At 65.5% G+C, this 25,430-nt stretch carries 18 protein-coding genes and 1 tRNA gene; 14 read left to right on the top strand and 5 right to left on the bottom strand.

The genetic code is table 11. The features are described 5' to 3' along the window. Nucleotides 1–76 precede the first annotated feature (76 nt). Nucleotides 77–3,073: a TonB-dependent receptor domain-containing protein gene (locus tag U1769_RS21965; protein ID WP_332720193.1), complete on the bottom strand. Its 2,997-nt coding sequence runs from the start codon at nt 3,071–3,073 to the stop codon at nt 77–79. A 131-nt stretch (nt 3,074–3,204) separates the two neighbouring features. Beyond that, a complete protein-coding gene (locus U1769_RS21970; protein ID WP_443030444.1) occupies nt 3,205–4,692 on the bottom strand; it encodes an NAD-dependent succinate-semialdehyde dehydrogenase in 1,488 nt (495 codons plus the stop codon). A gap of 163 nt (nt 4,693–4,855) precedes the next feature. On the opposite strand from U1769_RS21970, the gene U1769_RS21975 reads away from it, so the two are divergent. Genes U1769_RS21975 through lipP1 form a run of 7 tightly spaced genes read left to right on the top strand, consistent with a single transcriptional unit; the run spans nt 4,856 to nt 12,083 of the window. Further along, on the top strand, nt 4,856–5,701 hold the full coding sequence (locus U1769_RS21975; protein WP_332720195.1) for a fumarylacetoacetate hydrolase family protein: 846 nt from the start codon (nt 4,856–4,858) through the stop codon (nt 5,699–5,701). A gap of 54 nt (nt 5,702–5,755) precedes the next feature. Next, nucleotides 5,756–6,964 (top strand): thiolase family protein, encoded by a 1,209-nt coding sequence (locus tag U1769_RS21980; RefSeq protein ID WP_332720196.1) that lies wholly within the window; start codon nt 5,756–5,758, stop codon nt 6,962–6,964. Between the two features lie 11 nt (nt 6,965–6,975). Next, nucleotides 6,976–7,383, top strand: a complete 408-nt coding sequence (locus U1769_RS21985) for a Zn-ribbon domain-containing OB-fold protein (protein ID WP_332720198.1) — start codon at nt 6,976–6,978, stop codon at nt 7,381–7,383. Nucleotides 7,384–7,385: 2 nt separating this feature from the next. Next, nucleotides 7,386–9,002, top strand: coding sequence for an AMP-binding protein (locus U1769_RS21990; protein WP_332720200.1), 1,617 nt, complete (start codon nt 7,386–7,388; stop codon nt 9,000–9,002). Continuing rightward, nucleotides 8,999–10,477 carry a CoA transferase gene (locus U1769_RS21995; RefSeq protein ID WP_332720202.1) on the top strand — a complete coding sequence of 493 codons (1,479 nt, stop codon included), beginning with the start codon at nt 8,999–9,001 and terminating at the stop codon, nt 10,475–10,477. Before U1769_RS21990 ends, U1769_RS21995 begins: the two co-directional genes overlap by 4 nt. 3 nt (nt 10,478–10,480) lie before the next feature. Then, on the top strand, nt 10,481–11,128 hold the full coding sequence (locus U1769_RS22000; protein ID WP_332720203.1) for a polysaccharide deacetylase family protein: 648 nt from the start codon (nt 10,481–10,483) through the stop codon (nt 11,126–11,128). A gap of 1 nt (nt 11,129) precedes the next feature. Next, nucleotides 11,130–12,083: a LipP1 family hormone-sensitive lipase gene (gene lipP1 / locus U1769_RS22005; RefSeq protein WP_332720204.1), complete on the top strand. Its 954-nt coding sequence runs from the start codon at nt 11,130–11,132 to the stop codon at nt 12,081–12,083. A 305-nt stretch (nt 12,084–12,388) separates the two neighbouring features. Here the strand turns inward: lipP1 and U1769_RS22010 are convergent. Then, nucleotides 12,389–12,475, bottom strand: a tRNA-Leu gene (locus U1769_RS22010). 99 nt (nt 12,476–12,574) lie between these two features. Between U1769_RS22010 and U1769_RS22015 the strand changes: the two genes are divergently transcribed. From U1769_RS22015 to gltB, 4 genes are all read left to right on the top strand, one after another. Beyond that, nucleotides 12,575–13,507, top strand: coding sequence for a complex I NDUFA9 subunit family protein (locus U1769_RS22015; RefSeq protein WP_332720205.1), 933 nt, complete (start codon nt 12,575–12,577; stop codon nt 13,505–13,507). A gap of 60 nt (nt 13,508–13,567) precedes the next feature. Beyond that, nucleotides 13,568–14,371 carry an undecaprenyl-diphosphate phosphatase gene (locus tag U1769_RS22020; protein ID WP_443030441.1) on the top strand — a complete coding sequence of 268 codons (804 nt, stop codon included), beginning with the start codon at nt 13,568–13,570 and terminating at the stop codon, nt 14,369–14,371. Between the two features lie 163 nt (nt 14,372–14,534). After that, nucleotides 14,535–15,977, top strand: a complete 1,443-nt coding sequence (locus U1769_RS22025) for an NAD(P)-dependent oxidoreductase (protein WP_332720207.1) — start codon at nt 14,535–14,537, stop codon at nt 15,975–15,977. Further along, nucleotides 15,974–20,494 carry a glutamate synthase large subunit gene (gene gltB / locus U1769_RS22030; protein WP_332720208.1) on the top strand — a complete coding sequence of 1,507 codons (4,521 nt, stop codon included), beginning with the start codon at nt 15,974–15,976 and terminating at the stop codon, nt 20,492–20,494. Before U1769_RS22025 ends, gltB begins: the two co-directional genes overlap by 4 nt. Nucleotides 20,495–20,560: 66 nt before the next feature. On the opposite strand, the gene U1769_RS22035 is transcribed toward gltB, so the two are convergent. After that, the gene (locus tag U1769_RS22035) at nt 20,561–20,923 is read right to left on the bottom strand and encodes a hypothetical protein (protein ID WP_332720209.1); all 363 of its coding nucleotides are present in this window, start codon (nt 20,921–20,923) and stop codon (nt 20,561–20,563) included. A 38-nt stretch (nt 20,924–20,961) separates the two neighbouring features. On the opposite strand from U1769_RS22035, the gene U1769_RS22040 reads away from it, so the two are divergent. The 3 genes from U1769_RS22040 (at nt 20,962) to U1769_RS22050 (ending at nt 22,825) form a co-directional block, all read left to right on the top strand. Continuing rightward, complete coding sequence (locus U1769_RS22040; RefSeq protein WP_332720210.1) at nt 20,962–21,639, top strand: glutathione S-transferase family protein; 678 nt, start codon at nt 20,962–20,964, stop codon at nt 21,637–21,639. After that, nucleotides 21,639–22,010 carry a tRNA-binding protein gene (locus U1769_RS22045; protein ID WP_332720211.1) on the top strand — a complete coding sequence of 124 codons (372 nt, stop codon included), beginning with the start codon at nt 21,639–21,641 and terminating at the stop codon, nt 22,008–22,010. Before U1769_RS22040 ends, U1769_RS22045 begins: the two co-directional genes overlap by 1 nt. Before the next feature lie 74 nt (nt 22,011–22,084). After that, nucleotides 22,085–22,825 carry a DUF72 domain-containing protein gene (locus U1769_RS22050; protein WP_332720212.1) on the top strand — a complete coding sequence of 247 codons (741 nt, stop codon included), beginning with the start codon at nt 22,085–22,087 and terminating at the stop codon, nt 22,823–22,825. Here the strand turns inward: U1769_RS22050 and pepN are convergent. Beyond that, on the bottom strand, nt 22,822–25,419 hold the full coding sequence (gene pepN / locus U1769_RS22055; RefSeq protein ID WP_332720213.1) for an aminopeptidase N: 2,598 nt from the start codon (nt 25,417–25,419) through the stop codon (nt 22,822–22,824). The genes U1769_RS22050 and pepN overlap by 4 nt on opposite strands. Nucleotides 25,420–25,430: the final 11 nt, after the last annotated feature.

Consider the following 25,430-nt stretch of genomic DNA (forward strand, 5'->3'; position numbering starts at 1 on the left):
GTAGCCAGTCCGTCTGCCCCGCTTCCCGGCCGGATCACAATAATATTGGTGCGACGACGATATCCGGAAATGCAGGCTAGAAGTTCGTCCGCACACCAACCTTGAAGTAGCGCCCGATCGGATCGAAGTTGAGCGGGTTGCCGATCAGGCGCAGCTGTTCGGGCTGCCCCTTGTCGAACACGTTGTTGATGCTGGCATAGAGTTCGAACATGCCGCGCCCGCCCTCGCTGCCGGTCTTGATCCGGATCGCGCCGTTCAGGTCGAGATAGAAGCGCGCATCGACATGGTTGATGTTCGCGCTGTTCGGGTTGTTGATGTCATAGCCATCCTGGTCCGGGCCGATCTTGGTCGGATCGAGAATGCCGCGCGGGATGTAGCGGCCATGCGCGGCAACCTGCCAGCCGGGCTGCGAATAGCTCACGACGCCGTCGAGCTTCCAGCGCGGCACGCCCTGGATGTTGGTCACCGATCCGCTGTTGCCGGTCACATTGTCGAGCTGAGTCACCAGGCCGGTGGCGCCGATCGTCGAAAGATCGACGACATAATTGCCGTTCACCTGGAAGGCGAGATTGCCGCTCAGCAGCGGGACGCTGTAGTCCATAACCAGTTCGAAGCCCTCGGCATGGAGCTGGCTGAGATTCTGGTAGGTCGAGAACACGGTGTTGATCGAGCCGTTCGGATTGAAGGTGAGCAGGTTGCACAGGATGTTCTGCTGCTTGCAGGCCGTAGCGATCGCCGGGCCGGTCAGGGAATCGATCGCCCCCTTCACCTTGATGTCGTAATAATCGATCGACAGGTTGAAACGACGGATGAAGCTGGGCCGGAGGACGATGCCGGCCGTGAAAGTGTCGCCCTTTTCCAGTTCCAGATTGGGATTGCCGCCAGTCACGACGCTCTGCGAGGTCGTGCCGCCGAAGAAGGGATCGGCGAGCGGAAGCGCGATCGTCACCGAATTCGGGCTCGATTCCAGCGCGGTGGGCGCCCGGATGTCGCGCGAGCGCGTGACTCGGAAGGTCAGGTCGGAGATCGGGCTGTAGACTGCGCCGACCTTCCAGGTCGTTGCATTGCCGAACGGATCATAATGCGTCCGCCGGACGGCGCCGTCGATGTCGAGTGACTTGCCGAGCGCCGAATCCTTCAGCAGCGGGATGCCGGCCTCGAGATAGCCTTCGATCACCGACGTCTTGGTATAGGGAAGCGCGCTCGTTTGGGCGGACAGGAACAGGCCGGCGACCGTATTGGCGTCGGCGGTGCCGACCGCGGTGTCGCGGCGCCATTCGCCGCCGAGCGCGACCTTGACCGGCCCGGCCCAGGTGTTGAACGGCGAACCGCGCAGGTTGATCGACGCCGTATGCTGCTGGAACGTGCGGGTTTGATATTCGGGCACGATATAGCGGTTGATCGCAGCCTGGCTGACGCTGTTATAGCCGAACAGGTTGATCGGAATGCACCCGTTCGTCGGGTTGGTCAGGGTCGAGCGGCAGATGGGTGTCCCCGCGGCAATGCCGGGAAGGCCCGCCGGCGCGGAGATCGCATCCAGCGCGTTGTTCCATTCCTTGAGGCGGTTGTTCGGATCATCGACCCGGGCGTTGACCCGGCCATAGGTGTAGGAGAGATCGCCGACCCAGCTCTGGAACAGCTCGGCCTTCAGGCCGAGCGCGCCGCGATAGGTATTGAGCGTGCTGGTCGCCTTGTTCAGCCCTTCGATCGCGTAGCTGGAAGAATTGACCAGGATCTTCGTGATCGCAGGATCAGCCGCCAGGATCGTCGCGCGGGTCGCAGGCGAGAGATAGGGGTTGTTGATGTCGAGCGACACCGGCCCGTCAAGCGGCGAGGATGCCTGGGCCGGGCCGCCGACGACGTGCGAATAGATGAACTCCGCCGACGCAGTGACCGAATCCGACAGCTCATAGTCGCCGTGCACGATGCTGGAGTAATGCTTGGTCGGCACCGTCAGCGGCAGCGGGCTGAGCCCCAGCAGATAGGGCTGGGTAGGATCGTCGCCCTGCTGCAGCAGGCCGCTCAGGAAATTGCCGAACTGATACGGAATGAGGTTGCCGTTCGAATCGAACTGCTTGCCGCGCAGCGCCGCTGGCAGCGAGGTCGCTCCGGTATTGAGGAGCTGCTGCCCCAGCGTAATGACGCCGCCGCTGCCGTTGGGCTTGGTCGCGCCGGTCAGAATGCCGTTCTCGTTGTAGACGAAGCGGACATTGTCGAGGACCAGCGTTGCCGGCAGGCCATTGGTGCTGGTTCGCGTCGTCGCGTTGTAACCTGGGTTCGGCACGTAATTGGTGTATCGGCGGCACCATTCGCGCTCTTCGCACGGGCCGATGCCGCTTTCCCTGGAATATTCGAAGGCGGCGACGATGTGGCCGCGACCACCGGCGAAATCGGTGCCGCCAGCGACAGCCGCGTAGAAGGTCTGGGCATCGCCGCGCTCGCTGATGCCCGAGCTGATGTCGGTCTTGATGCCGGTAAACTTGTTGTCGATGATCAGATTGACCACGCCGGAAACGGCGTCCGCACCATAAGCGGCCGACGCGCCGCCCGTGACGACTTCGGCCCGCTTCACCAGGATCGTGGGGATGCTGTTGATGTCGACGGTGCCGTTGTCGCTGCTGCCGACGAAGCGGCGGCCGTCGAGCAGGGTCAGCGTGCGCGTCGCGCCCAGGCCGCGAAGATCGAGCGTGCGCGCACCGATATTGCCCGAGACCCGGAAGAAGTTGGAAGCCGGCGTGTTGATCGCGCGGAACGACGGTATCTGGTTGAGGGCCTCGCCGATATTCTGGATGCCCAGCGTCTTGAGGCGCTCTTCGCCGACGACATTGACTGGCGTCGGCGCGTCATATCCGGCGCGCCCGAGACGCGACCCAGTGACGACGATCTCCTGTTCGGCGGCGGCCGCTTCGGCCGGGGGCGTCTGGTCGGCGGGTTCGCCCGCCACAGCTGGCTGCTGCTGGGCCGGCGGCGCGGCGGCGATCTGCGCCAGCGCGGACGGACCCTGCATGACCGCGGCGAGCGCGATCGCCGTGCCCGATGCACGGAGCAGGAACGTAAACCGGGTATTAGCCATGTCGATCACCCCCTCAAAAAGCGAGCGGCATGCCACCCTGATAATGGGCGATCTTTGCTCGTCTCGTTTGGTACCGGTATCTTTTCTGGGGCATTCGAGTCAATGGCTGCGGGTGGTGCGGATGCGCTGAATCACACCGATAAGCATACGAATTTGAGCTCCTGGTAGTCCTCAAGACCATAGTGGGAGCCTTCACGGCCCAGGCCCGACGATTTCACCCCGCCAAAGGGTGCGACTTCCGTCGAGATGAGGCCGGTATTGACCCCGACGATCCCGGCCTCGATCGCCTCGGCGACACGCCATACCCGGCTCAGGTCGCGCGCGTAGAAATAGGCGGCGAGGCCGAATTCGCTGGCGTTGGCGAGGGCGATCGCCTCCGCTTCATGGTCGAAGCGGATGACCGGGGCGAGCGGCCCGAACGTCTCTTCGCGCTGCACCAGCATGTCAGGCGTCACGTCGCGCAGCACGGTCGGCTCGAAAAAGCGCCCGCCGAGCGTCGATGCGCCGCCGCCGAGGAGCACACTCGCCCCCTTGCCGACCGCATCGGCGATATGCCGTTCCACCTTCGCCATGGCAGCGGCGTTGATCAGCGGACCGATCGTCACGCCCTCCGCGGTGCCCGGGCCGACCGATAATCGCGCCACCGCCGCGACCAGCCGCTCGACGAACGCATCGTAAACTGCCGCCTGGACATAGAGGCGGTTCGCGCAGACGCAGGTCTGGCCGGCGTTGCGGAATTTGGACTGGATCGCGCCCTCGACCGCCGCATCGATATCGGCATCGTCGAACACGATGAAAGGCGCGTTGCCGCCGAGTTCGAGGCTCATCTTCTTCACGGTCGGCGCGGCGCCCTGCATCAGCTTGATGCCGACCGCGGTCGAACCGGTGAAGCTGATCTTGCGCACGATGCCGCTCTCCAGCAGCGCACCGCCAATCTCCTGCGCGTCGCCGGTGACGATGTTGAGCAAGCCTGCCGGGAGCCCCGCTTCTTCAGCGAGCCCGCCGAGCGCCAGGGCACTGAACGGTGTCAGCTCGGACGGCTTGACGACCACGCCGCACCCCGCAGCAAGCGCCGGCGCAATCTTGCGCGCGATCATCGCGCTCGGGAAGTTCCACGGCGTGATCGCGCCGACCACGCCGACCGGCTGCTTCATCACCAGCAGCCTCTTGTCGGCCATATGGCCGGGGATGATGTCGCCATAAGCGCGCCTGGCTTCCTCGCCGAACCATTCGAAGAAGGATGCAGCATAGGCGATTTCGCCCCGCGCCTCGGCCAGTGGCTTGCCCTGTTCCTCGGTCAGCAGGCGCGCGAGCGGGTCGACATTGGCCAGCATCAGATCGGCGATCCGACGCAGGATCTGCGCGCGTTCCTTGGCGGGGCGCGCCGCCCAGGGCGCCATTGCGCGCTGCGCCGCCAGGATGGCGCGTTCGGTCTCAACCGCGCCGAGCGACGGTACCCGGCCGATCACCGCGCAGGTCGCCGGATCGTCCACGTCGATCCAGCGGTCGGCGGTGACCCAGGCGCCGTCGATCAGGCAAGCCTCGCGGCGGAGCGCCGTTTCGTAACGCGGCCGGCGGGGCGCGGAAGCTTCGGCGGACGGGACAGGAGCTGAGTTCATGGTCATGCTTCCGACATATGATCTAGGCCAAAATTCGATGGTCATCGGGCGGGCTTGTAACGCCCCGCGCTTGCATCACGCTTCCTCTCCCGTCTAGATACCGGTCACAAATTCGGTTGGTCGGCGCGTCGGCAACACCGCGAAATTAGAGATTGGGAGAGCGATGAAGCTGTTGCGTGTAGGGCCGCTGAATGCGGAAAAGCCGGCGGCGCTCGATGGTGCGGGCGTGCTGCGCGATCTTTCGGCGCATGTGGGCGATATCGATGGCGAGACGCTGTCGCCGGCTGGCCTTGCGGCGCTGGCGCGCATCGACCTTGCGACGCTCCCGGCGATCGAAGGGGCGCCGCGGATCGGCGCCTGCATCGCACGCCCAGTCAATTTCCTGTGCATCGGGCTGAACTATGCCGATCACGCGGCGGAAGCCGGCGTACCGATACCCGATGAACCGATCATGTTCCTGAAGTCGCTGGGCGCGATCTGCGGACCCAATGACGATGTGCTCATCCCGCGCGGATCGAGCAAGACCGACTGGGAAGTCGAACTCGGCGTCGTGATCGGCACGAAGGCGAGTTATATCTCGGCAGACGAAGCGATGGATCATGTCGCCGGTTATTGCGTGGTCAATGATGTCAGCGAACGGGCCTTCCAGGTCGAGCGCGGCGGTACATGGGACAAGGGCAAGGGCTGCGACACTTTCGGCCCGATCGGGCCCTGGCTGGTCACCGCTGACGAGATTGCCGATCCGCAGGACCTGAAGATGTGGTGCGACGTCGATGGCGAGCGGATGCAGGACGGCAATACCCGTACGATGATCTTCGATGTGCGTACCGTCGTCGCTTATGCCAGCCAGTTCATGACCCTCTATCCGGGCGACATCATCGCGACGGGCACGCCGCCGGGCGTCGGCCTCGGCATCAAGCCCGAGCCGCGATATCTGAAAGCCGGCCAGTCGATGGCGGCCGGCATCGCCGGAATGGGCGAACAGAGCCAGCGGCTGGTGCAGGCATGATGAATATGACGCACGCAATGTGCCCCTCGGCCTGCAGCAAGATCGGGGGCGACAATGCTTGATGCTTCGAAGGTTGCGGTGATCGCTGGGGTCGGCGAAACGCCGGTCGGGCGGCTGACCGGCACCAATTCGATCGAACTGCACGTCCAGGCGGCGAAGCTGGCGATCGACGATGCCGGCATCGACAAGGGGCTGATCGACGGCCTTTTGACGTCCGGTGCGTTCCTTGACGACAATATCCGCCACCACATCATCATCGCCGAAAATCTGGGCATTTATTGCAAGACCCTGTGCGACACGTTGCGCACGGGCGGCCAGAGCTGGTGCCACGGGCTGCAGATGGCCCAATGGGCGATCCAGGCGGGGCGCTGCCGCGCGGTGCTGCTGGTCGGCGGCGATACGCTGCTGAGCTCGATTCCGACCGGCAAGGGGCTGGGCGCCTATACCGATTACGGCGCGCACTCGATGGAATTCGAGACACCGTTCGGGGTGCACGTGCCGGGCTTCTACGCCTTGCTCGCGGCACGGCACATGCACGAATTCGGCACCACCTCGGAGCAGTTGGCGGCGATCGCGGTCGCGTGCCGCCGGCATGCCTCGCTCAACCCCGCGGCGCAGAAGCGCGATCCGATCACGATCGCGGACGTGCTCAATTCGCGGATGGTGGCCGATCCGCTGCACCTGCTCGATTGTTCGCTGATCTCGGACGGGGGGCACGCGATGCTGGTCACCTCGCTGGAAATGGCGCGCGACCTGAAGCGAACGCCGATCCGCCTCGCCGGACTGGGCCAGGCGCAATCCTATTATCATATGGGGCATCTCGCGACGGCGGTCGGCGCGCCGCCGGAGATGGCGCGGCACCACGATCTTACGCACACGGTGCAGCCGGTCGCGGCGAAGCAGGCGTTCGAGGAAGCGGGGATCACCCCCGCCGATGTCGATGTCGCCGAGCTCTATGACAGCTTCACCATCACTGCCCTGCTCCAGCTGGAGGATCTCGGCTTCTGCAAGAAGGGCGAGGCCGGGCCGTTCGCCGAAGGCGGGCGGCTTGAGCTGGGCGGGGAGCTGCCGATCAACACGCATGGCGGCATGCTGTCCTACGCGCATCCCGGCGCAACCGGCGGCATGGCGCACATCGTCGAAGCGGTGCGCCAGTTGCGCGGCGAATGCGGCGACCGGCAGGTGGTGGATTGCGAGGTCGCCCTCGCCACCAATGTCAGCGCCGTCAGTTCGACCCACTCAGTCGCCGTGCTGACTCGTTAAGGACCGCCAAAATGTCCCGCACCTTCCCCCGGCCGACCAAGATCTCAGCGCCGTTCTGGGCCGCCTGTCACGAGCGCGTGTTCCAGATGCAGCGCTGCGGCGATTGCGAGCGCTTCGTGTGGTTTCCGATGTACATGTGCCCGCATTGCGGCGGCACCGAGCTGCACTGGACCGAGCTCAGCGGGCGCGGCACGGTCTATTCGCGCAGCCTGGTGATCAATCCGGTCAGTGCGGCCTCGGCGCCCCCCGGGCCGCTGATGGTGGCCCTGGTCGAACTCGACGAAGGCCCGGTGATGATGACCAATATCGTCGGCGAAGGAGCCGAGGACGTCGCGATCGGCGAACGCGTGACATTGGTCTTCCAGCAGGTCAGCGATGACGTGACCCTGCCGGTGTTCGAACGCGCGGCGGGAGTGTGACGATGCGAGCGATCGAGACCGTGCAGTTGCACGAGGAATGTCTTGGCGAAGCAATCGATGCCGCCGCCGCGCGCTGGGGCGACGCGATCGGCTGGGTGTTCGAGGACCGCGAAGTCTCGTTCAACGCGATGCGCGACGGCACCGATGCAGCGGCGCGCGCGCTGATCGCCGATGGTGTGGGCGAGGGCGACGTGGTCGCCCTGTGGATGCCCAACCGCCTCGAATTCGCGCATGTGCAGTTCGCCTGCGCCAGGATCGGTGCGGTGGCGGTCTCGATCAACACGCGCTTCCGCGATTTCGAGGTCGCGCACATGCTGGGCGAGTGCGAAGCGTCGGTCCTGATCATGGTCGAAACCTTCCTTAAGCACGATTATGTCGCGCTGCTGGACGAGATCGGCGCGAACCTGGCCGATCCGGCAAACGGCAAATTCCCGAACCTGCGCAGCGTGGTCAGCGTGTCCGCCGCGCCGAACCACCGGCTACGATCGTGGAAGGATTTCCTTGCAGCCGGCAAGGCGGTAGCCCCTCAGGCGCTGGCGGCGCGCGAACGCGCGCGTCGTTATGACGAACCGATCCTGATCCAATATACCTCGGGCACTACCGCGGCGCCCAAGGGCGCGCTGCTCAATCACCGCTATGTGCTGAACGTCGGCAACGAACTGTTCGCCAATATGGGGGTGGGCGAAGGCGATCCGGTGCTGAATACCCAGCCCTTCTATCACATCGGCGGCTCCTGCGGCGCGCTGCCGACGCCGCTGACGCTGGGCTGCCGGATGGTGATCCCGGAATTCTACGATGCCGAACGGGTGATGCAGCTGATCGAACGCGAGCGCTGCATCGCGCGGACGGGTTTTGCCGCGATGTACATCATGGAAATGGCGCATCCGAGCTTCGGCACATATGATCTCAGCAGCGTGCAGTCCGGCTGGTGCAGCGGCACGCAGGAGATGCTGGAGAAGGTACGCGAGGCGATGGGCATTCCCGGCCTGATGCTGACCTACAGCTCGACCGAAGTCGGCGGCACCGGCAGTCGCGCGACTGATCCGTGGGAGCAGCGCTCGACCTCCGCCGGGCGTCCTCTCGCCGGGACCGAGCTGAAGATCATCGATCCCGAAACCGGCGAGACGCTGCCCGCCAATGTCCAGGGCGAGATCCTGATGCGCGGCTGGTGGCAGATGAACGGCTATCTCAAGCAGCCCGAGCAGACCGCCAAGGCAATCGACCGCGATGGCTGGTCGCACACCGGAGATCGCGGCTTCGTCGACGATATCGGCTGCCTGCATTTCGTCGGACGCTTCAAGGACATGCTCAAGGTGGGCGGCGAGAACGTCTCGGCGGAGGAAGTCGAGGGATTCCTGCTGACGCACCCCGCGATCAAGCAGGTGGCGGTGATCGGCGCGCCCGATCCGAGGCTCGACGAAGTGCCGATGGCGGTGGTCGAACTGGCCGAGGGCGCGCATCTGACCGCCGACGAACTCATTGCCTTCTGCTCGAGCCGGATGGCGAATTTCCGCGTACCGCGCCATGTCCGCTTCGTCACCGACTGGCCGATGACCGGCAGCGGCAAGATCATGAAGCCGAAACTGCGCGAGCAATATCTGGAAGAACTGGCCCAGTGAGCAATGCACCCGACCTTGTGGCCGAAGCCGCGCGCCCGATCGCGGACGGGGTTCGTAAATCGCCGATGGACATCCTGGGCGGGCTGCTCGGTCAGATCGACCTGCCGATCGACGCCGGCGGCGGCACGGTGTCGATCGAAGGCGACGATCCGATCGTCGACAGCCGCTTCCGTCCCGGTGCCGCCGCCGCCGCTGCGCTCGCGGCGCAGGGGCTGGGCGTCGCCGCGATCTGGAAGGCACGCACCGGGATCTCACAGGACGTCAGCGTGGAGGCGCGTCGCGCCGCGGTGCCGGGGCTGCGCACGATCAATTTCATGCGCCAGAACGGTCACGCGCATGACCTGTTTCCGCGCTCCACCAAATCCTTCACCGATTTCTTCCCGACCAAGGATGGCAAGCAACTCTATCTGCTGCGCACCACGCTCTATGTTGAAAACCTGATCGGTACGCTCGAACTGCTCGGCTGCAACTACGACGCGCAATCCATGGCGCGTGCGGTCGCCAAATGGGACGCGCTCGAGCTCGAGGAAGCGCTCGCCGAGCGTCGCCTGATCGGTGTCGTCGCCCGGCCGCACGAGGAGTGGCTGGCGCATCCCCAGGGCCGGTGGCTGGCCGCGCGACCGCCAGTCGAGATCGAAAAGATCGGCGACAGCGCACCCGAGCCGCTGCTGCCCGCCGCGCGCCCGCTGGCAGGCGTTCGCGTGCTGGATTTCACGCACATCCTCGCCGGACCCGTCACTGCGCGCATGCTGGCGGAGCAGGGCGCCGACACGCTCCATGTATCGGCGCAGCACCAGATGGATCCGATGCGGCTCGGCATCGACACCGGCGCCGGCAAGCGCTCGACGCATCTCGACATCGATCATCCGGGCGATCTGGCGACGCTTCGCCGGCTGGCCGAAGACGCCGACATCTTCGTTCAGTCCTGGCGCCCGGGCAGCATCGACAAGCGCGGGCTCTCGCCCGAGGCGCTGGCGGAGCGGCGGCCGGGCATCATATACGTCTCGGTCAGCGCTTATGGCGCGGGCGGCCCTTGGGCCGATCGCGCGGGCTATGAACCGGTCGGCCAGGCGGCGTGCGGGCTGGTGCTGGAGGAAGGATCGGCCGACAAGCCCCGGCTGGCGGTAACGGGGACGCTCAACGATTATCTCGCGGCCTATCTTGGCGCTGCCGGGACGATGGCGGCGCTGTTGCGGCGCTCGCGCGAGGGCGGCAGCTATCATGTGAAGGTCTCGCTGACCCGAACCTCGATGTGGATGCAGGAAATCGGTCGCCTGCCGCACGTCGAATGGCCCGAGCGCGACATCCCGATGGAGGCGCGGCCGAGCGACCTGATGACGATGCAGAGCCCGTTCGGGATGATCACCATCCCCGGACCGATCACGCAATATTCACGGACTCCGGGCTATTTCGATCGCCCGCCCGAGCCGTTCGGCGCTTCGTTGCCGGGCTGGCTGCCCGAGCCGCGTGGCTGATCCATGCGCCGCCTGACGATCAGCTTCGACAATGGGCCGACACCGGGCGAAACCGAAAAGGTGCTCGATGCGCTGGCGTCACGCGACGTGCTGGCCAGCTTCTTCGTGGTGGGCGAGGAACTGGCCAAACCGGGCGCGCGCGTGTGCCTGGAGCGTGCGAAGGCCGAGGGGCACTGGATCTGCAACCACACGCTGACGCACGGCGCACCTTTGGGCGCCGATGAAGATGAGGGCCGCGTGGCGCGCGAGGTCGGCGAAGCGCAGGCCCTGCTGGGGGATCTTTCGCATCCGTATCGCTTCTTCCGGCCCAATGGCGACGGCAGTTTCGGCAAGCATCTGCTGAGCGCGTCGGCCGTGCGCTATCTGGAGGCGGGGGGCTATACGGTCGTCACCTGGAACAATGTGCCGGGCGACTGGATCGATCCCAAGGCGGCCTGGGGCGATCGCGCCATCGCCACGGCGGAGACGCAGGACTGGTCGTTGGTGGTGATCCATGATTTCCTGGTCGGGCCGATGATCGAGACGCTGACCGGCTTCATCGACGCGGCGCGCGACCGCGGGTTCGAGATCGTGCAGGATTTTCCGCCCAGTTGCGTGCCGATGCTCCGCGGCCAGAGTGCATCGCACATCGTCGATGTCGCGAGGCTCTGAAGTGACGGACGGCCGCATCGATACCGTCGATCCGGACTCGCAAGTGGTGCTCGACATGGTCGCCGCGTCGGGTCGGCCGCCGCTGCACGAGGCCGGTGTCGCGACGGCGCGTGAAGGCATGCGCGCCTCGCGTCTTCTGCTCGGCGCGACGCCGCCAAAGACGCTCGTGCGCGATCTCGCCGCACCCGGGCCGGGCGGCGCGATACCGATCCGGCTGTACCGACCGCTCGGGCTGCCGTCTGATCACCAGGTGCCGCTGCTCGTTTATTTCCACGGCGGCGGCTGGGTGCTCGGCGACATCGAGACGGGGGATGCGTTCTGCGCATCGCTGGCGGACCGCATCGGCATCGCCGTCGCAGCGGTCGACTATCGTCTCGCGCCCGAAAACCCGTTTCCGGCGGCGGTCGAGGACAGCGTCGCCGCGCTCGACTGGCTGGTCGCGAACGCAGCGGAGCTTGGCCTGCACGCCGATCGCGTGGCGGTGGCCGGCGATTCGGCTGGCGGCACGCTGGCGGCTGTATGTGCGCTTCACGCGCGGGATCGCGGAGGTCCGGCGCTGCGGGCACAGATCCTGCTGTATCCGGTGACCGATCTTGCGATGGCCAGCGACTCGTATCGCCGCAACGCCAACGGTTACATGCTGACGGCGGACACGATGCGTTGGTTCATCGAACAATATCTGGCCGGTGCCGACGGGAATGACTGGCGCGCCTCACCGTTGCGCGCGGAGCGGGTTGACGGTGTCGCGCCGGCGCTGATCGTCACCTGCGGCTTCGATCCGCTATGTGACGAGGGTGCAGCCTATGCCGCGCGGCTGGCAGCCGCTGACGTGCCCACGCGCCATCTTCCTTACCCGCGCCAGGTCCACGGCTTCGCGATGTGGGGCAAGGCGGCGCGCGATGCCGAGACGCTGCTGTGCCAGGTGGCGGACGAGTTGCGGGAGCGGCTTTCGTGAGGTGAGGAAGACCGTATCGGCGGTAAACGCGTTTTCGGGGATCCGCGCGATCGATCCGTAGCGTTCGCCAATTTATTCACCGCGGCGCGCTCGTTTTCGACGAACCGATCGGTCACCCGCCAATGGCGATGGTCCTGCTGGTAATTTCACAGCGAAGATCCGCGCTCGGCGGCCAGCTGCCCGTCGGAAATATACCCTCAGATATGCTGAAATCACGACACGCGCTGCGCATCTTGGGATTTAATCCCATGGAAAACCGCGCTTTTTGGCGGTTTTCTCGACTCAATCTCCCCGTGGGGAGAAAATGGTGCCCAGAAGAGGACTCGAACCTCCACGGCCTTGCGACCGCCAGCACCTGAAGCTGGTGCGTCTACCAATTCCGCCATCTGGGCACGGGGTAGGGGGCGCGCCTTAGGGGACGCTCGTGCGGCTTGTCAACACGCGCCTCGCTGGGGCAAGGGGGCCGCTCACGAAAGGCAAGGCACGCAGGCATGAAGAACAGGCTGGTTACGCTGATCGGCGGCGGAGGATTTCTCGGTCGCTACGTCGCGCAGGAATTGCTTGCGGCCGGCGCACGGGTGCGAATCGCCCAGCGCGATCCGCGCGAGGCGCTGTTCCTCAAGCCGCTCGGCGGCCTTGGCCAGTCGCAGTTCGTCGCGGTCGATGTGCGCAAGCCCGATTCGGTCGCGCGCGCCGTCCAGGGCGCCGATGCGGTGGTTAACCTGGTGGGCCTGCTCAAGGGCGATTTCGATGCGGTGCATGTCGGCGGCGCGCGCGCGATCGCCGAGGCCGCTCGCGCGGCCGGTGTCCGGGCGCTGGTGCACATCTCGGCGATCGGGGCCGATCCCGCGAGCACCTCAGCTTATGGCCGCTCCAAGGGCGAGGGGGAACTGGCCGTGCGGGAGGCCTTCCCCGCAGCGACGATCCTGCGCCCCTCGATCATGTTCGGGCGTGAAGACCAGTTCGTGAATCGCTTCGCCGCAATGGTCGGCGCGATGCCGGTCGTGCCGGTGCTGCGCGCCGGAACGAAGTTTCAGCCAGTCTATGTGACGGATGTCGCCCAAGCGGTGGTGAAGGCGCTCGGTGACGAAGCCGTGCGGGGCCGGACGTTCGATCTGGCTGGTCCCGACATCCTGTCCATGGGGGATCTGATCCGCTGGATCGCCGGGGCGATCGGGCGCGAGCCGACGATCGTCGAGCTTCCCGACATGGTCGGCGGGCTGATCGCGATGGGCGGGTTCCTGCCCGGCGCGCCGATCACGCGCGATCAGTGGCTGATGCTGCAGACGGACAATGTCGCTGCGTCAGGCAGCGATGGCCTGGCGGCGTTCGGTATCAAGGCGACCCCGCTGGACGCCGTCGCCCCGGGCTGGCTCGTCCGCTACCGCCGCAACGGCCGGTTCGGAACGCGCGCCGCGGCGTGAGCTCACTATCATCTGCCGGGTAATCGTATCGCGGCGGGCGCCGCAACAGGGGGAATGCGCGTGGATCTGATCATCATCATCCTGCTCGGCATCGTCGAAGGGGTGACCGAGTTCCTCCCCGTCTCTTCGACCGGGCATCTCATCCTGGCCGGTCGGCTGTTCGGCCTGCCCCAGGCCGATGCGACCTTCGATATCGTGATCCAGCTCGGGGCGATCCTCGCGGTGGTGGTGCTGTTCTGGGGGCGCTTCATGGGCGTCCTGCGCGGCCTTCTGAAGCGGGATCCGGCGGCGATCAGCTTCACCCGCAACGTCCTGCTCGGCTTTCTGCCCTCGGCGATTGTCGGAGCCATCGCCTATGGCGCGATCAGGGCAGTGCTCGAAGCACCGTTGATCGCGCCGGTCGTCGTGGCGATTGCCCTGATTGTCGGCGGTATACTCATCCTGATCATCGAACGGCTGGCCAAGCGCGTGACCACCGTCTCGGTGGAGACGATGACCTGGGGCATCGCGCTGGCTATTGGCCTGGTCCAATGCATCTCGATGATTCCCGGCATCAGCCGCTCCGGCGCGACGATCATGGGCGCCTTGATGCTCGGCGTGGATCGGGAGACGGCGGCCGAATACAGCTTCTTCCTCGCAATCCCCACCATGCTCGGTGCGACCACGCTGGCGCTGTACAAGGGACGGCACGAACTTGGCGACGCGCATCTCACCGCGATCGCGATCGGGTTCGTGGTGTCGTTCATCGTTGCCCTTGCGGTAATCCGCTGGTTCGTCACCTTCGTGGGCAAGCACGGCTTTGCACCTTTTGCCTGGTATCGAATCATCGTTGGCAGCGCGGCTCTCGCATGGCTGCTAATTTAGTACCGTAACGGTCTTAAATGAGGCGGTTGAAACGTCAGCAACTAACTGCAAGATGGTAAGAGAGCCGATATAGGGCAGCTATGCTGTCCTATATGGCGGATTCAGCGTGACAGTTCGTCATAAACTGGCTATCAACGCGTTCGGTTTTTTGCGGGGCGCGACGATGGCGAACGACAGCACATTGAAATTTGTGGACCGGGCGCAGGCATATCCCGGCAAGCGCCCGGCGCAGCCGCGCGCCGAGGACTTTCGGGAAATCGCTGATCGTTATGCGCCGCTCGCCGCCGAGGAGCAGGCCGGGCGCTGCTCGCAATGCGGCGTTCCCTATTGTTCGGTGCATTGCCCGCTGCACAACCATATCCCCGACTGGCTCCGCCTGACGGCAGAGGGCAGGCTGCGTGAGGCTTATGAGCTGAGCAACGCCACCTCGACCATGCCCGAGATCTGCGGTCGCATTTGCCCGCAGGACCGGTTGTGCGAGGGCAATTGCGTGATCGAATTCTCCGGCCACGGCGCGGTGACGATCGGCTCGGTCGAAAAGTTCATCACGGATACCGCGTGGGAAGAGGGCTGGGTGGAGCCGCTCGTGCCGGGCCCTGCGCGCGGCCAGTCAGTCGGCGTGATCGGTGCGGGCCCTGCGGGGCTTTCCGCCGCCGAATATTGCCGTGCGCTCGGTTACGAAGTGCATGTCTATGATCGGCATGATCGCGCCGGCGGCCTGCTCACGTACGGCATTCCCGGCTTCAAGCTGGAGAAGCATATCGTCACGCGCCGGGTCGAACGACTCAAAGCCGGCGGCATCGTCTTCCATGAAAGCTTTGCTGTCGGTCGTGACGCGACGCTTGACGAACTGCGCCAGCGCCATGACGCGATCCTGATCGCGACCGGCGTGTACAAGCCGCGCGCGATCAAGGCGCCGGGCGTTGGCAGCGCGGGCGTGGTGGAGGCGCTGGATTATCTGATCGCGTCCAACCGCAAGGGCTTCGGAGATGCGGTGCCGGCGTTCGACGATGGCAGCCTCGATGCGAACGGCAAGGATGTCGTGGTGATCGGCGGCGGCGATACCGCGATGGACTGCGTCCGCACTGCGGTGCGCCAGGGCGCCCGGTCGGTGAAGTGCGTCTATCGCCGTGACCGCGCCAACATGCCCGGCTCGCAGCGTGAAGTCGCCAATGCCGAAGAGGAGGGCGTGGAATTCGTCTGGCTCTCCGCGCCCCAGGCGTTCGACGCGGACGAGACCGTGACAGGCGTGCATGCGACGAGGATGCGGCTCGGCGCGCCCGATGCGAGCGGCCGGCGCGCGCCCGAGGCCGAGCCTGACAGCGGCTTCGTGTTGCCTGCCAATCTCGTGATCAAGGCGCTCGGCTTCGATGCGGAGGAACTGCCTGCGTTGTTCGGCGCGCCGGAGCTCGGCGTCACGCGCTGGGGCACTTTGCTGGTCGACAACAAGACGCTGATGACGTCGCTCGACGGCGTGTTCGCGGCAGGGGACATCGTGCGCGGCGCGAGCCTGGTGGTCTGGGCGATCCGCGACGGCCGCGATGTGGCGACGACGATGCATAACTGGCTGAAGGCGAAGGCCAAGGCCGGAAGGAAAGCGGCATGAGCACCATGGAATTCGAACGCGCCCGCCTCGCAGAGGAGGGCATGTACCGCCCCGAATTCGAGTCCGATGCCTGCGGCGTCGGCCTGGTGGCCGCGACGGACGGGACACCGTCGCGCCGCGTCGTCCAGTCGGCGATCGATGCGCTGAAGGCAGTGTGGCATCGCGGTGCGGTCGATGCCGACGGCAAGACCGGCGATGGCGCCGGCCTGCACGTCGATCTGCCGCTGAAATTCTTCGACGATGCGATCGTCGCCTCGGGCCACCGGGCGACGCCGAACCGGCTCGCGGTCGGCATGATATTCCTGCCGCGCACGGATCTCGGCGCCCAGGAAGCATGCCGCACGATCGTCGAAAGCGTCATCATCGAGGAAGGCTATGCCATCTACGGCTGGCGCCAGGTGCCGGTCGACGTTTCGGTCATCGGGCAAAAGGCGCAGGCGACCCGCCCCGAGATCGAACAGATCATGATCGCGGGCCCGCTGCCGGACGAAGCCAGCGCCGCCGAATTCGAGAAGAATCTCTATCTCGTCCGCCGGCGGATCGAGAAGCGGGTGATCGCGGCCCAGATCCAGGGTTTCTACATCTGTTCGCTCAGCTGCCGCTCGATCGTCTACAAGGGCCTGTTCCTCGCGGAGAGCCTGTCGGTCTTCTATCCCGATCTGCAGGATCAGCGCTTCGAGAGCCGCGTTGCGATCTTCCACCAGCGCTATTCGACCAACACCTTCCCGCAATGGTGGCTGGCCCAGCCGTTCCGCTGCCTCGCCCATAATGGCGAGATCAACACGATCCGCGGCAACAAGAACTGGATGATCAGCCACGAGATCAAGATGGCGAGCCTGGCGTTCGGCGAATATTCGGAGGACATCAAGCCGGTCATCCCGGCCGGCGCGTCCGATACGGCTGCCCTCGACGCGACATTCGAAGCGATCTGCCGTTCGGGCCGCGATGCGCCGACCGCGAAGCTGATGCTAGTGCCCGAAGCCTGGGGGCCGAAGGGCGAGATGCCCAGGACGCATCTCGACATGTACAAATATCTCGCGAGCGTGATGGAGCCGTGGGACGGCCCTGCCGCCCTGGCGATGACGGACGGCCGCTGGGCGGTGGCGGGCATGGACCGCAACGCGCTCCGCCCGCTGCGCTATACCCGCACTTCGGATGGCCTGCTGATCGTCGGCTCCGAAAGCGGCATGGTCGTCGTGCCTGAATCGACCGTCATCGAAAAGGGCCGGCTCGGGCCGGGCCAGATGATCGCGGTCGATCTGGACAAGGGGGTTCTCTTCAAGGACCTCGAGATCAAGGATCAGATCGCGGGCGAGGCCGATTACGCGACGATGATCGGCAATTTCCTGGGCGTGAGCGACCTGCCGGCGCCTCCGGCCGACGCAACCGTGCGCTTCGAACGCGCAGAGCTGACCCGCCGCCAGGTTGCGGCCGGGCAGACGCTGGAGGACATGGAGCTGATCCTGTCGCCGATGGTCGAGGGCGCCAAGGAAGCGATCGGATCGATGGGCGACGATACGCCGCTCGCGGTCATTTCGGACAAGCCCCGGCTGATCAGCCAGTTCTTCCGGCAGAATTTCAGTCAGGTCACCAACCCACCGATCGATTCGCTGCGCGAGCGGCATGTGATGTCGCTGAAGACCCGGTTCGGCAACCTCGCCAACATCCTCGATACCGAGGATCGGCGGGACGGCGTGCTGGTCCTCGAATCGCCGGTGCTTACCGGGGCGGACTGGGCCCGGCTCAAGGCCTATTTCGGCACTAAGGTCGCTGATATCGACTGCACGTTCGAAAGCGGCGGCGGCCCCGAAACGTTGCGCGCCGCGATCGCGCGCATCCGTGCCGAGGCCGAACAGGCCGTGCGCGAGGGCAAGAGCGAGATATTCCTCAGCGACATGAATATCGGCCCGAACCGGGTCGGCATTGCCGGCGTGCTGGCGGCCGCCGCGGTGCACACGCACCTCGTGCGCCGGGGCCTGCGCTCCTATGCCAGCATCAACATCCAGACGGCCGAATGCCTCGACACCCATTATTATGCGGTGCTGATCGGTGTCGGCGCGACGACCGTCCATGGTTATCTGTCGGAGGCGTCGATTGTCGACCGCCACGGCCGCGGCCTGTTCGGTGACCTTACGATCGGCGAGTGCCTCGACAATCATCGCCATGCGATCGACGAGGGCCTGCTCAAGATCATGTCGAAGATGGGGATCGCCGTGATCTCCAGCTATCGCGGCGGCTATAATTTCGAGGCAGTCGGGCTGTCGCGCAGCCTGGTCAACGATCTTTTCCCGGGCATGCCGGCGAAGATCTCGGGCGAGGGTTATGCGTCGCTGCACCTCAACGCCTCGCTGCGCCACGATGCCGCTTATGACGAGGTCGTGGTGAACCTGCCGATCGGCGGCTTCTATCGCCAGCGGCACACCGGCGAGACGCATGCCTATTCAGCGCAGCTGATGCATCTGCTGCAGAGCGCCGTCGCGACTGACAGCTATTCGACCTATCTGCAATTCTCGCGCGGGGTCGAGGCGATGCCCCCGGTCTATCTGCGTGACCTGTTCCAGTTCAATTTCCCGAACGAGGGCGTGCCGGTCGACCAGGTCGAGGCGATCACCGAGATCCGCAAGCGCTTCGTCACGCCGGGCATGTCGCTCGGCGCGCTCAGCCCAGAGGCGCACGAGACGCTGGCGATCGCGATGAACCGGATCGGCGCCAAGGCGGTGTCGGGCGAGGGCGGCGAGGACAAGGCGCGTTATGCTCCCTATCCGAACGGCGATAATGCCAATTCGGGCGTGAAGCAGATCGCCTCCGGCCGGTTCGGCGTCACCGCCGAATATCTCAACGCCTGCGACGAGATCGAGATCAAGGTCGCGCAGGGCGCCAAGCCCGGCGAGGGCGGGCAGCTGCCCGGCTTCAAGGTGACCGAGTTCATCGCAAAGCTGCGCCACGCGACGCCGGGGGTGACGCTGATCTCCCCGCCGCCGCACCACGACATCTATTCGATCGAGGATCTCGCGCAGCTCATCTACGATCTGAAGCAGATCAATCCGATCGCGCGGGTCTGCGTGAAGCTGGTCAGCTCGGCCGGCATCGGCACGGTCGCGGCGGGCGTGGCGAAGGCCCATGCCGATGTGATTCTCGTCTCCGGCCATGTCGGCGGCACCGGCGCCTCGCCCCAGACCAGCATCAAATATGCCGGCACGCCCTGGGAAATGGGGCTGTCCGAAGTCAACCAGACGCTCACGCTCAACGGCCTGCGCGGCCGGATCAAGCTGCGCACCGATGGCGGGCTGAAGACCGGGCGCGACATCGTCATCGCCGCGATCCTGGGCGCCGAGGAATTCGGCATCGGCACGCTGAGCCTGGTCGCGATGGGCTGCATCATGGTGCGGCAATGCCATTCGAACACCTGCCCGGTGGGCGTGTGCGTGCAGGACGAGCGCCTTCGCGCGAAGTTCACCGGCACGCCGGAAAAGGTCATCAACCTGATGACCTTCATCGCCGAGGAAGTGCGCGACATCCTCGCCCGGCTCGGCTTCCGGAGTCTTGACGAGGTGATCGGCCGAACCGAACTGCTCCGTCAGGTCAGCCGCGGCGCCGAGCATCTCGACGATCTCGATCTCAACCCGATCCTTGCCAAGGTCGATGCCGACGACGCCGAACGGCGCTTCAGCCTGTCGACCTTCCGCAACGAGGTGCCCGACAGCCTCGACGCGCAGATGATCAAGGATGCCGCGGCGGTCTTCTCGCGCGGCGAGAAGATGCAGCTGACCTATTCGGTGCGCAACACGCACCGCGCGGTCGGCACCCGCCTGTCGAGCGAGATCACCCGGAAATTCGGCATGTCTAAGCTCGCCGATGGCCATGTGCATGTCCGGCTGCGCGGTTCGGCGGGCCAGTCCCTGGGCGCGTTCCTGTGCAAGGGCATCACGCTCGAAGTGTTCGGCGATGCCAATGATTATGTCGGCAAGGGCCTGTCCGGCGGCATCATCGCGGTGCGCCCGGTGGTCAGCTCGCCGCTCGCGAGCCAGGACAACACGATCATCGGCAATACCGTGCTCTACGGCGCGACCGCGGGCAGCCTGTTCGCGGCTGGCCAGGCGGGCGAACGCTTCGCCGTCCGCAACTCCGGCGCCACCGTGGTGGTCGAGGGCTGCGGCGCGAACGGCTGCGAATATATGACCAACGGTACGGCCGTCGTGCTCGGGCCGGTCGGCGCGAATTTCGGCGCCGGGATGACCGGCGGCATGGCATTCGTCTACGACGCCGATGGCAGCTTCGAACGGCGGGCCAACCCGGAAAACATCGTCTGGCAGCGCCTGTCGTCAATGCATTGGGAAGCGGTGCTGCTCAACCTTGTCCGCGCCCACCATGCTGCAACGGACAGCAAATGGTCGGGCGCGTTGCTCGATGATTGGGGCCGCGCGATCGATCGCTTCTGGCAGGTCGTGCCCAAGGAGATGCTGACGCGCCTCGCCCACCCGCTCGACGACCGGGCCGAGATGGTCGCGGCTGAATAGGGCGCGCTTATCGGAAAGCGCCATTCCCCCGGTGTCGCGCCCGGGGGAGGGCAGCTATTTGTGGCGCTATCCTCTGCTGCCCAGGAAATATGTCGATCCGGCGCGTGTCGGCGGGATCGTGCCGGTCAGGAAACAGAACAGCACCACGATCAGCCCGTTCATCACTGCATTGTCGATCAGCCGCGGCCGTACCGCCTGTGGGCGTTCGGCGACCTCGGCCAGCAACGCTCGCGCTTCATCTGCCGCCCAGCCGGGCACGCGGATCGGTACGCCGCCCAGCGCGACCATCAGGTTCGGCGCGATCTGGGTGTGGCGGAAGCCGACGGCTGTTGCGGGGATGCCGTAAAAGGCGAACATCGACAGCATCACGGCGGTCTCGGGCTGGTTGTAGACGATCGCCACCGTCTCGAACGAATCGTCCGCCGTCATATCTTCCCCCGCTCGCCCGCTCGGCCTAACAGAGCCTTATGTGGCAGCTTTATCAATTCCCCCTGTGCCCCTTCTCGCGCAAGATCCGGCTCCTGCTCGGCGAAAAGGGCGTGGGGTACGATCTTGTCCTCGAGAATCCGTGGGACCGGCGCGACGAGTTTCTCGACATGAATCCGGCCGGCCAGGTGCCGGTCATGGCGGATCCCAAACGCAACATCCTGCTCATGGATTCGATGGCGATCTGCGAATATCTCGAGGAGACGGTCGACAAGGCGGCGATGATCAACGGCACTGCGGTAAACCGCGCCGAGATCCGCCGGCTCGTCGCCTGGTTCGACACGCAATTCTTCCAGGACGTGACCGCGCCCCTGCTCGGCGAGCGCATGATGAAGCGGATCGTGACGCGCGAATCGCCCGACGCGAAGGTGCTGCGCGAAGCGATGAAGGCGGCGGAGCGCCATCTCGATTATACGGATTACCTGCTCGATCATCACAACTGGATGGCCGGCGCAATGATGAGCCTCGCCGATCTCGCTGCTGCTGCGCAGATCTCGGTCGCCGATTATCTCGGCGGGATCGACTGGAAAGGACATGAGCAGACCGCACGCTGGTATCGCGGCTTCAAGAGCCGGCCCAGCTTTCGCCCGCTGCTTTCCGAACGAATGACGGGGATCAGCCCGCCCAAGGAATATGACGACGTGGATTTCGATTTCTGATGCACAAGATTCCCGATCCATCCGAAGGCATCGCCGCGCAGATCGGCTTCGACGATTTCCTCGCGGTCGATATCCGCATCGGGACCATCGTAGAGGCACTGCCCTTTCCCGAGGCACGCAAGCCCGCGTACCGCCTGGCCATCGATTTCGGCCCGGTCATCGGCATCAAGCGCTCCTCTGCACAGATCACGGAACATTATGCGCTCGAGGACCTGCCCGGCCGGCAGGTCGCGGCGGTGGTGAATTTCCCGCCGCGCCAGATCGGACCGATGATGTCGGAAGTGCTGACGCTGGGCTTCCCCGATGACGAGGGAAAGGTGGTGCTTGTCGCGCCCAGCGTCGCGGTGCCGAACGGCGGACGACTTTTCTAGACTAGACTGACCGACATGCCTTGCTGTCGCCCGCCGGACGCATCCGTCCGGCGGGCCCAGGCGTTCCGCTTGCTATGGCACAATTTTCTCATGGTCCGATCCGGATCGGCACGGCGGGCTGGTCGCTCTACAAGGCAGCCGATGATGGGTTTCCGGCCGCGGGCAGCGCGCTTGAACGCTACGCCGCCGTCTTCGGCGCGGCCGAGATCAACTCGAGCTTCCATCGCTCGCACAGGCCGGCGACCTACGCGCGCTGGGCCGGCAGCGTCCATGACTCGTTCCGTTTCGCCGTCAAACTGCCCAAGACCATCACGCACCAGCAGCGGCTGATCGATTGTGAGGACCTGCTGATCCGCTTTGCCGACGAGGTGAGTGGGCTTGGCGAGAAGCGCGGTCCGATCCTCGTCCAGCTTCCACCCAAGCTTGCTTTCGAGGCTCAGATCGCCGCGGATTTCTTCGGCCTGGTCCGGACTCTGTTTGGCGGACAGCTGGTGTGCGAGCCCCGCCATGCCGGCTGGTTCACCTCGGCGGCCGATGCATTGCTTGTTGCCCACCAGGTAGCGCGCGTGGCGGCGGATCCGGCGCCGGTACCCGAAGCTGCCGAGCCCGGCGGCTGGCCCGGCCTGCGCTACACGCGCCTGCATGGATCTCCCCGCACGTACTGGTCCGCTTATGATGAGGCCGCGATCGAGCGCCATGCCGCCGAAGCGCGGGCAGCCGATGTGGAAAGCTGGACGATCTACGACAACACGGCTTCAGGAGCCGCGGTCGGCAACGCGCTTGCCATGCTCCAATGGGTCGCCGCGCCCGGTTAGCCGTCCAGACTGCGCGATGCCTGCTCCAACATGTCCTTCGACAGCCCTGGCGTCGCCACGATCCGTTCCAGCTCGGCCCGCATCAGAGCACCGCGCGCTGCCTCGAAACGGCGCCAGCGGCCAAGCGGCGGGATCAGCTTTGCCGCGGTCTGGGGATTGAGCTTGTCGAGCGCGATCAACTGATCGGCAACGAAGCGATAGCCCTCGCCCGAAGCAGCGTTGAACGCGCGCTGGTTGACGCTGAACGCCCCGACCAGCGAGCGCGCGCGATTGGGGTTGGCGAGGGTGAAGTCGCGGTGCCGGGCCAGTTCCTGCACGTTGGCCAACGTGTCGTCGCGCGACGATAGCGCCTGAGTCGAGAACCATTTGTCCAGGACGAGGCCGTTGTCCGAATAGCGGTTGTAGAAGATGTCGAGCGCGGCGATCCGCCGGTCCGACGCGCCATTGACCAGCGTGGTCAGTGCGCCTTGCCGGTCGGTCATGTTGTCCGCGGCTTCGAACTGGGCAAAGGCAAGCGCCGCCGCCTCGTCGCTGCCATTGGCCGCGATATAACCCAGCGCCACGGTGCGCAGCCGGCGAATGCCCTTGGCGAGCGGCGAATATTCGAAGCGCTCGGCCCGCGACGCGGCATATTCGGCGCGCCATCTCGCATCGAGGGTCCGCCCGATATCCCGGCGCAGTGCTTCGCGCGCTGCAAAGATCGCGTCGGGATCGACCACCGCCATCTGGTCGCCGATGAAGCTTTCCGACGGCAGCAGCACTGCTTCTGCGACGAAGGCGCGGTCGAGATGCGGATCGTCAAGTGTATTGGCGATCGCGGCGATGACCGGGGCGTGATCGGCCCGGCCATGTGTAACCGCCGTCACCAGCGTATCGAGCATCAGTTGCTGCATCGCCTCATAGCGCGCGAACGGATCGTCGTCATGCGCCGAGAGGAAGGCGAGGTCGGCCGCTGAGCGGTCGGTCTCGACGATGATTGGGGCGGTGAAGCCGCGATTGATCGACAGGACCGGGCGTTCGGCGACGGTCTCGAAGCTGATCCGCTGCTCGGCATCGGTCAGCAGGATCAATTGCTCCGGCCCGATCGGGCTGGCGGTGTCGGCGCCAAACAGCTTCAGCCTGATCGGCAGCACCATCGGTCGCTTGTCGGGCTGGCCCGGCGTCGGCAGCATGCGCTGCGACAGGGTAAGCGTCGCGCGGCCGCTGCCCGTCTCATGCGTCAGCGAGGCAGTCACGCGGGGCGTGCCGGCCTGGCTGTACCAGCGGCGGAACTGGGTGAGATCGATGTCGCCCGCCTCTTCCATGCAGGCGACGAAATCCTCGCAGGTCGCGGCCGTGCCGTCGAACCGCTCGAAATACAGGTCGGTCCCGGCACGGAAGCGTTGCGCGCCGAGCATCGTCGCCATCATGCGGATGACCTCGGCGCCCTTGTTGTAGATCGTCGCGGTGTAGAAATTGGAGATTTCGAGATATTCGTCCGGCCGGATCGGATGGGCGAGCGGGCCGGCATCCTCCGGGAACTGCGCCGCGCGCAGGCCGCGAACATCCTCGATCCGCTTGACTGCGGCGGAACCCTGGTCGGCGGAGAAGCTCTGGTCGCGAAAGACCGTGAAGCCTTCCTTCAGCGAGAGCTGGAACCAGTCGCGGCAGGTGACCCGGTTGCCCGACCAGTTGTGGAAATATTCATGCGCCACCACGGCGGCGATCGCGTCGAAATCATAATCGGTCGCGGTGTCCGGATCGGCCAGGATGTAGCGCGAGTTGAAGATGTTGAGGCCCTTGTTCTCCATCGCCCCGAAATTGAAATCGTCGACCGCGACGATGTTGAACACGTCGAGATCATATTCGCGGCCATAGACGCGCTCGTCCCAGGCCATGGCGATCTTGAGCGCTTCGAGCGCATGGCCGGTCTTCGCCACATCGGCGGCGCGCACCCAGATGCCGAGCGCGACCTCACGGCCCGATCCGGTGACGAAGGTGGCGCTGTTGGCGACGAGATCGCCCGCGACCAGGGCGAACAGGTAACAGGGCTTGGGAAAGGGATCGTGCCACTCCGCCCAGTGCCGCCCGTCGCCGAGATCGCCCGCGCCGACCGGATCGCCATTGGCGAGCAGCACCGGGAAACGCACCTTGTCCGCTGCCATCCGCACCTTGTAGCGGCTGAGCACATCTGGCCGGTCGGGGAAGAAGGTGATGCGGCGGAATCCTTCCGCTTCGCACTGCGTGCAGAGATTGCCGCCCGAGGCATAGAGGCCCATCAACTGGGTATTGCGCTCCGGCGCGATCTCCACCTCCGTCTCGATCGTGAATGCCGATCCGGACAACGGGATGACGAGCGCTTCGTCGTCCAGAGTCCAGTCGTTGATCGTAGCGCCATCGACCTTGACCGACAGAGGCGTCTGTCCGCCGCCATCGAGCCGCAGCGGCCGGTCATGATCGCCGTTGCGGATGATGTGCAGCACCGCCCGGACCCGCGTTTTTTCCGGCGCGAGATCGAAGTCGAGCGCGATCTCCGGCACCAGCCAGTCGGGCGCCTGATAATCTTCGCGGCGCGTGACTTCGGGAAGGGCGGTGGCGGTCTGAATGTCGAGCATGCGCTGGATGT

Origin of the sequence: Parasphingomonas zepuensis (assembly GCF_036663735.1) — a bacterium.
Taxonomy (GTDB): domain Bacteria; phylum Pseudomonadota; class Alphaproteobacteria; order Sphingomonadales; family Sphingomonadaceae; genus Sphingomonas.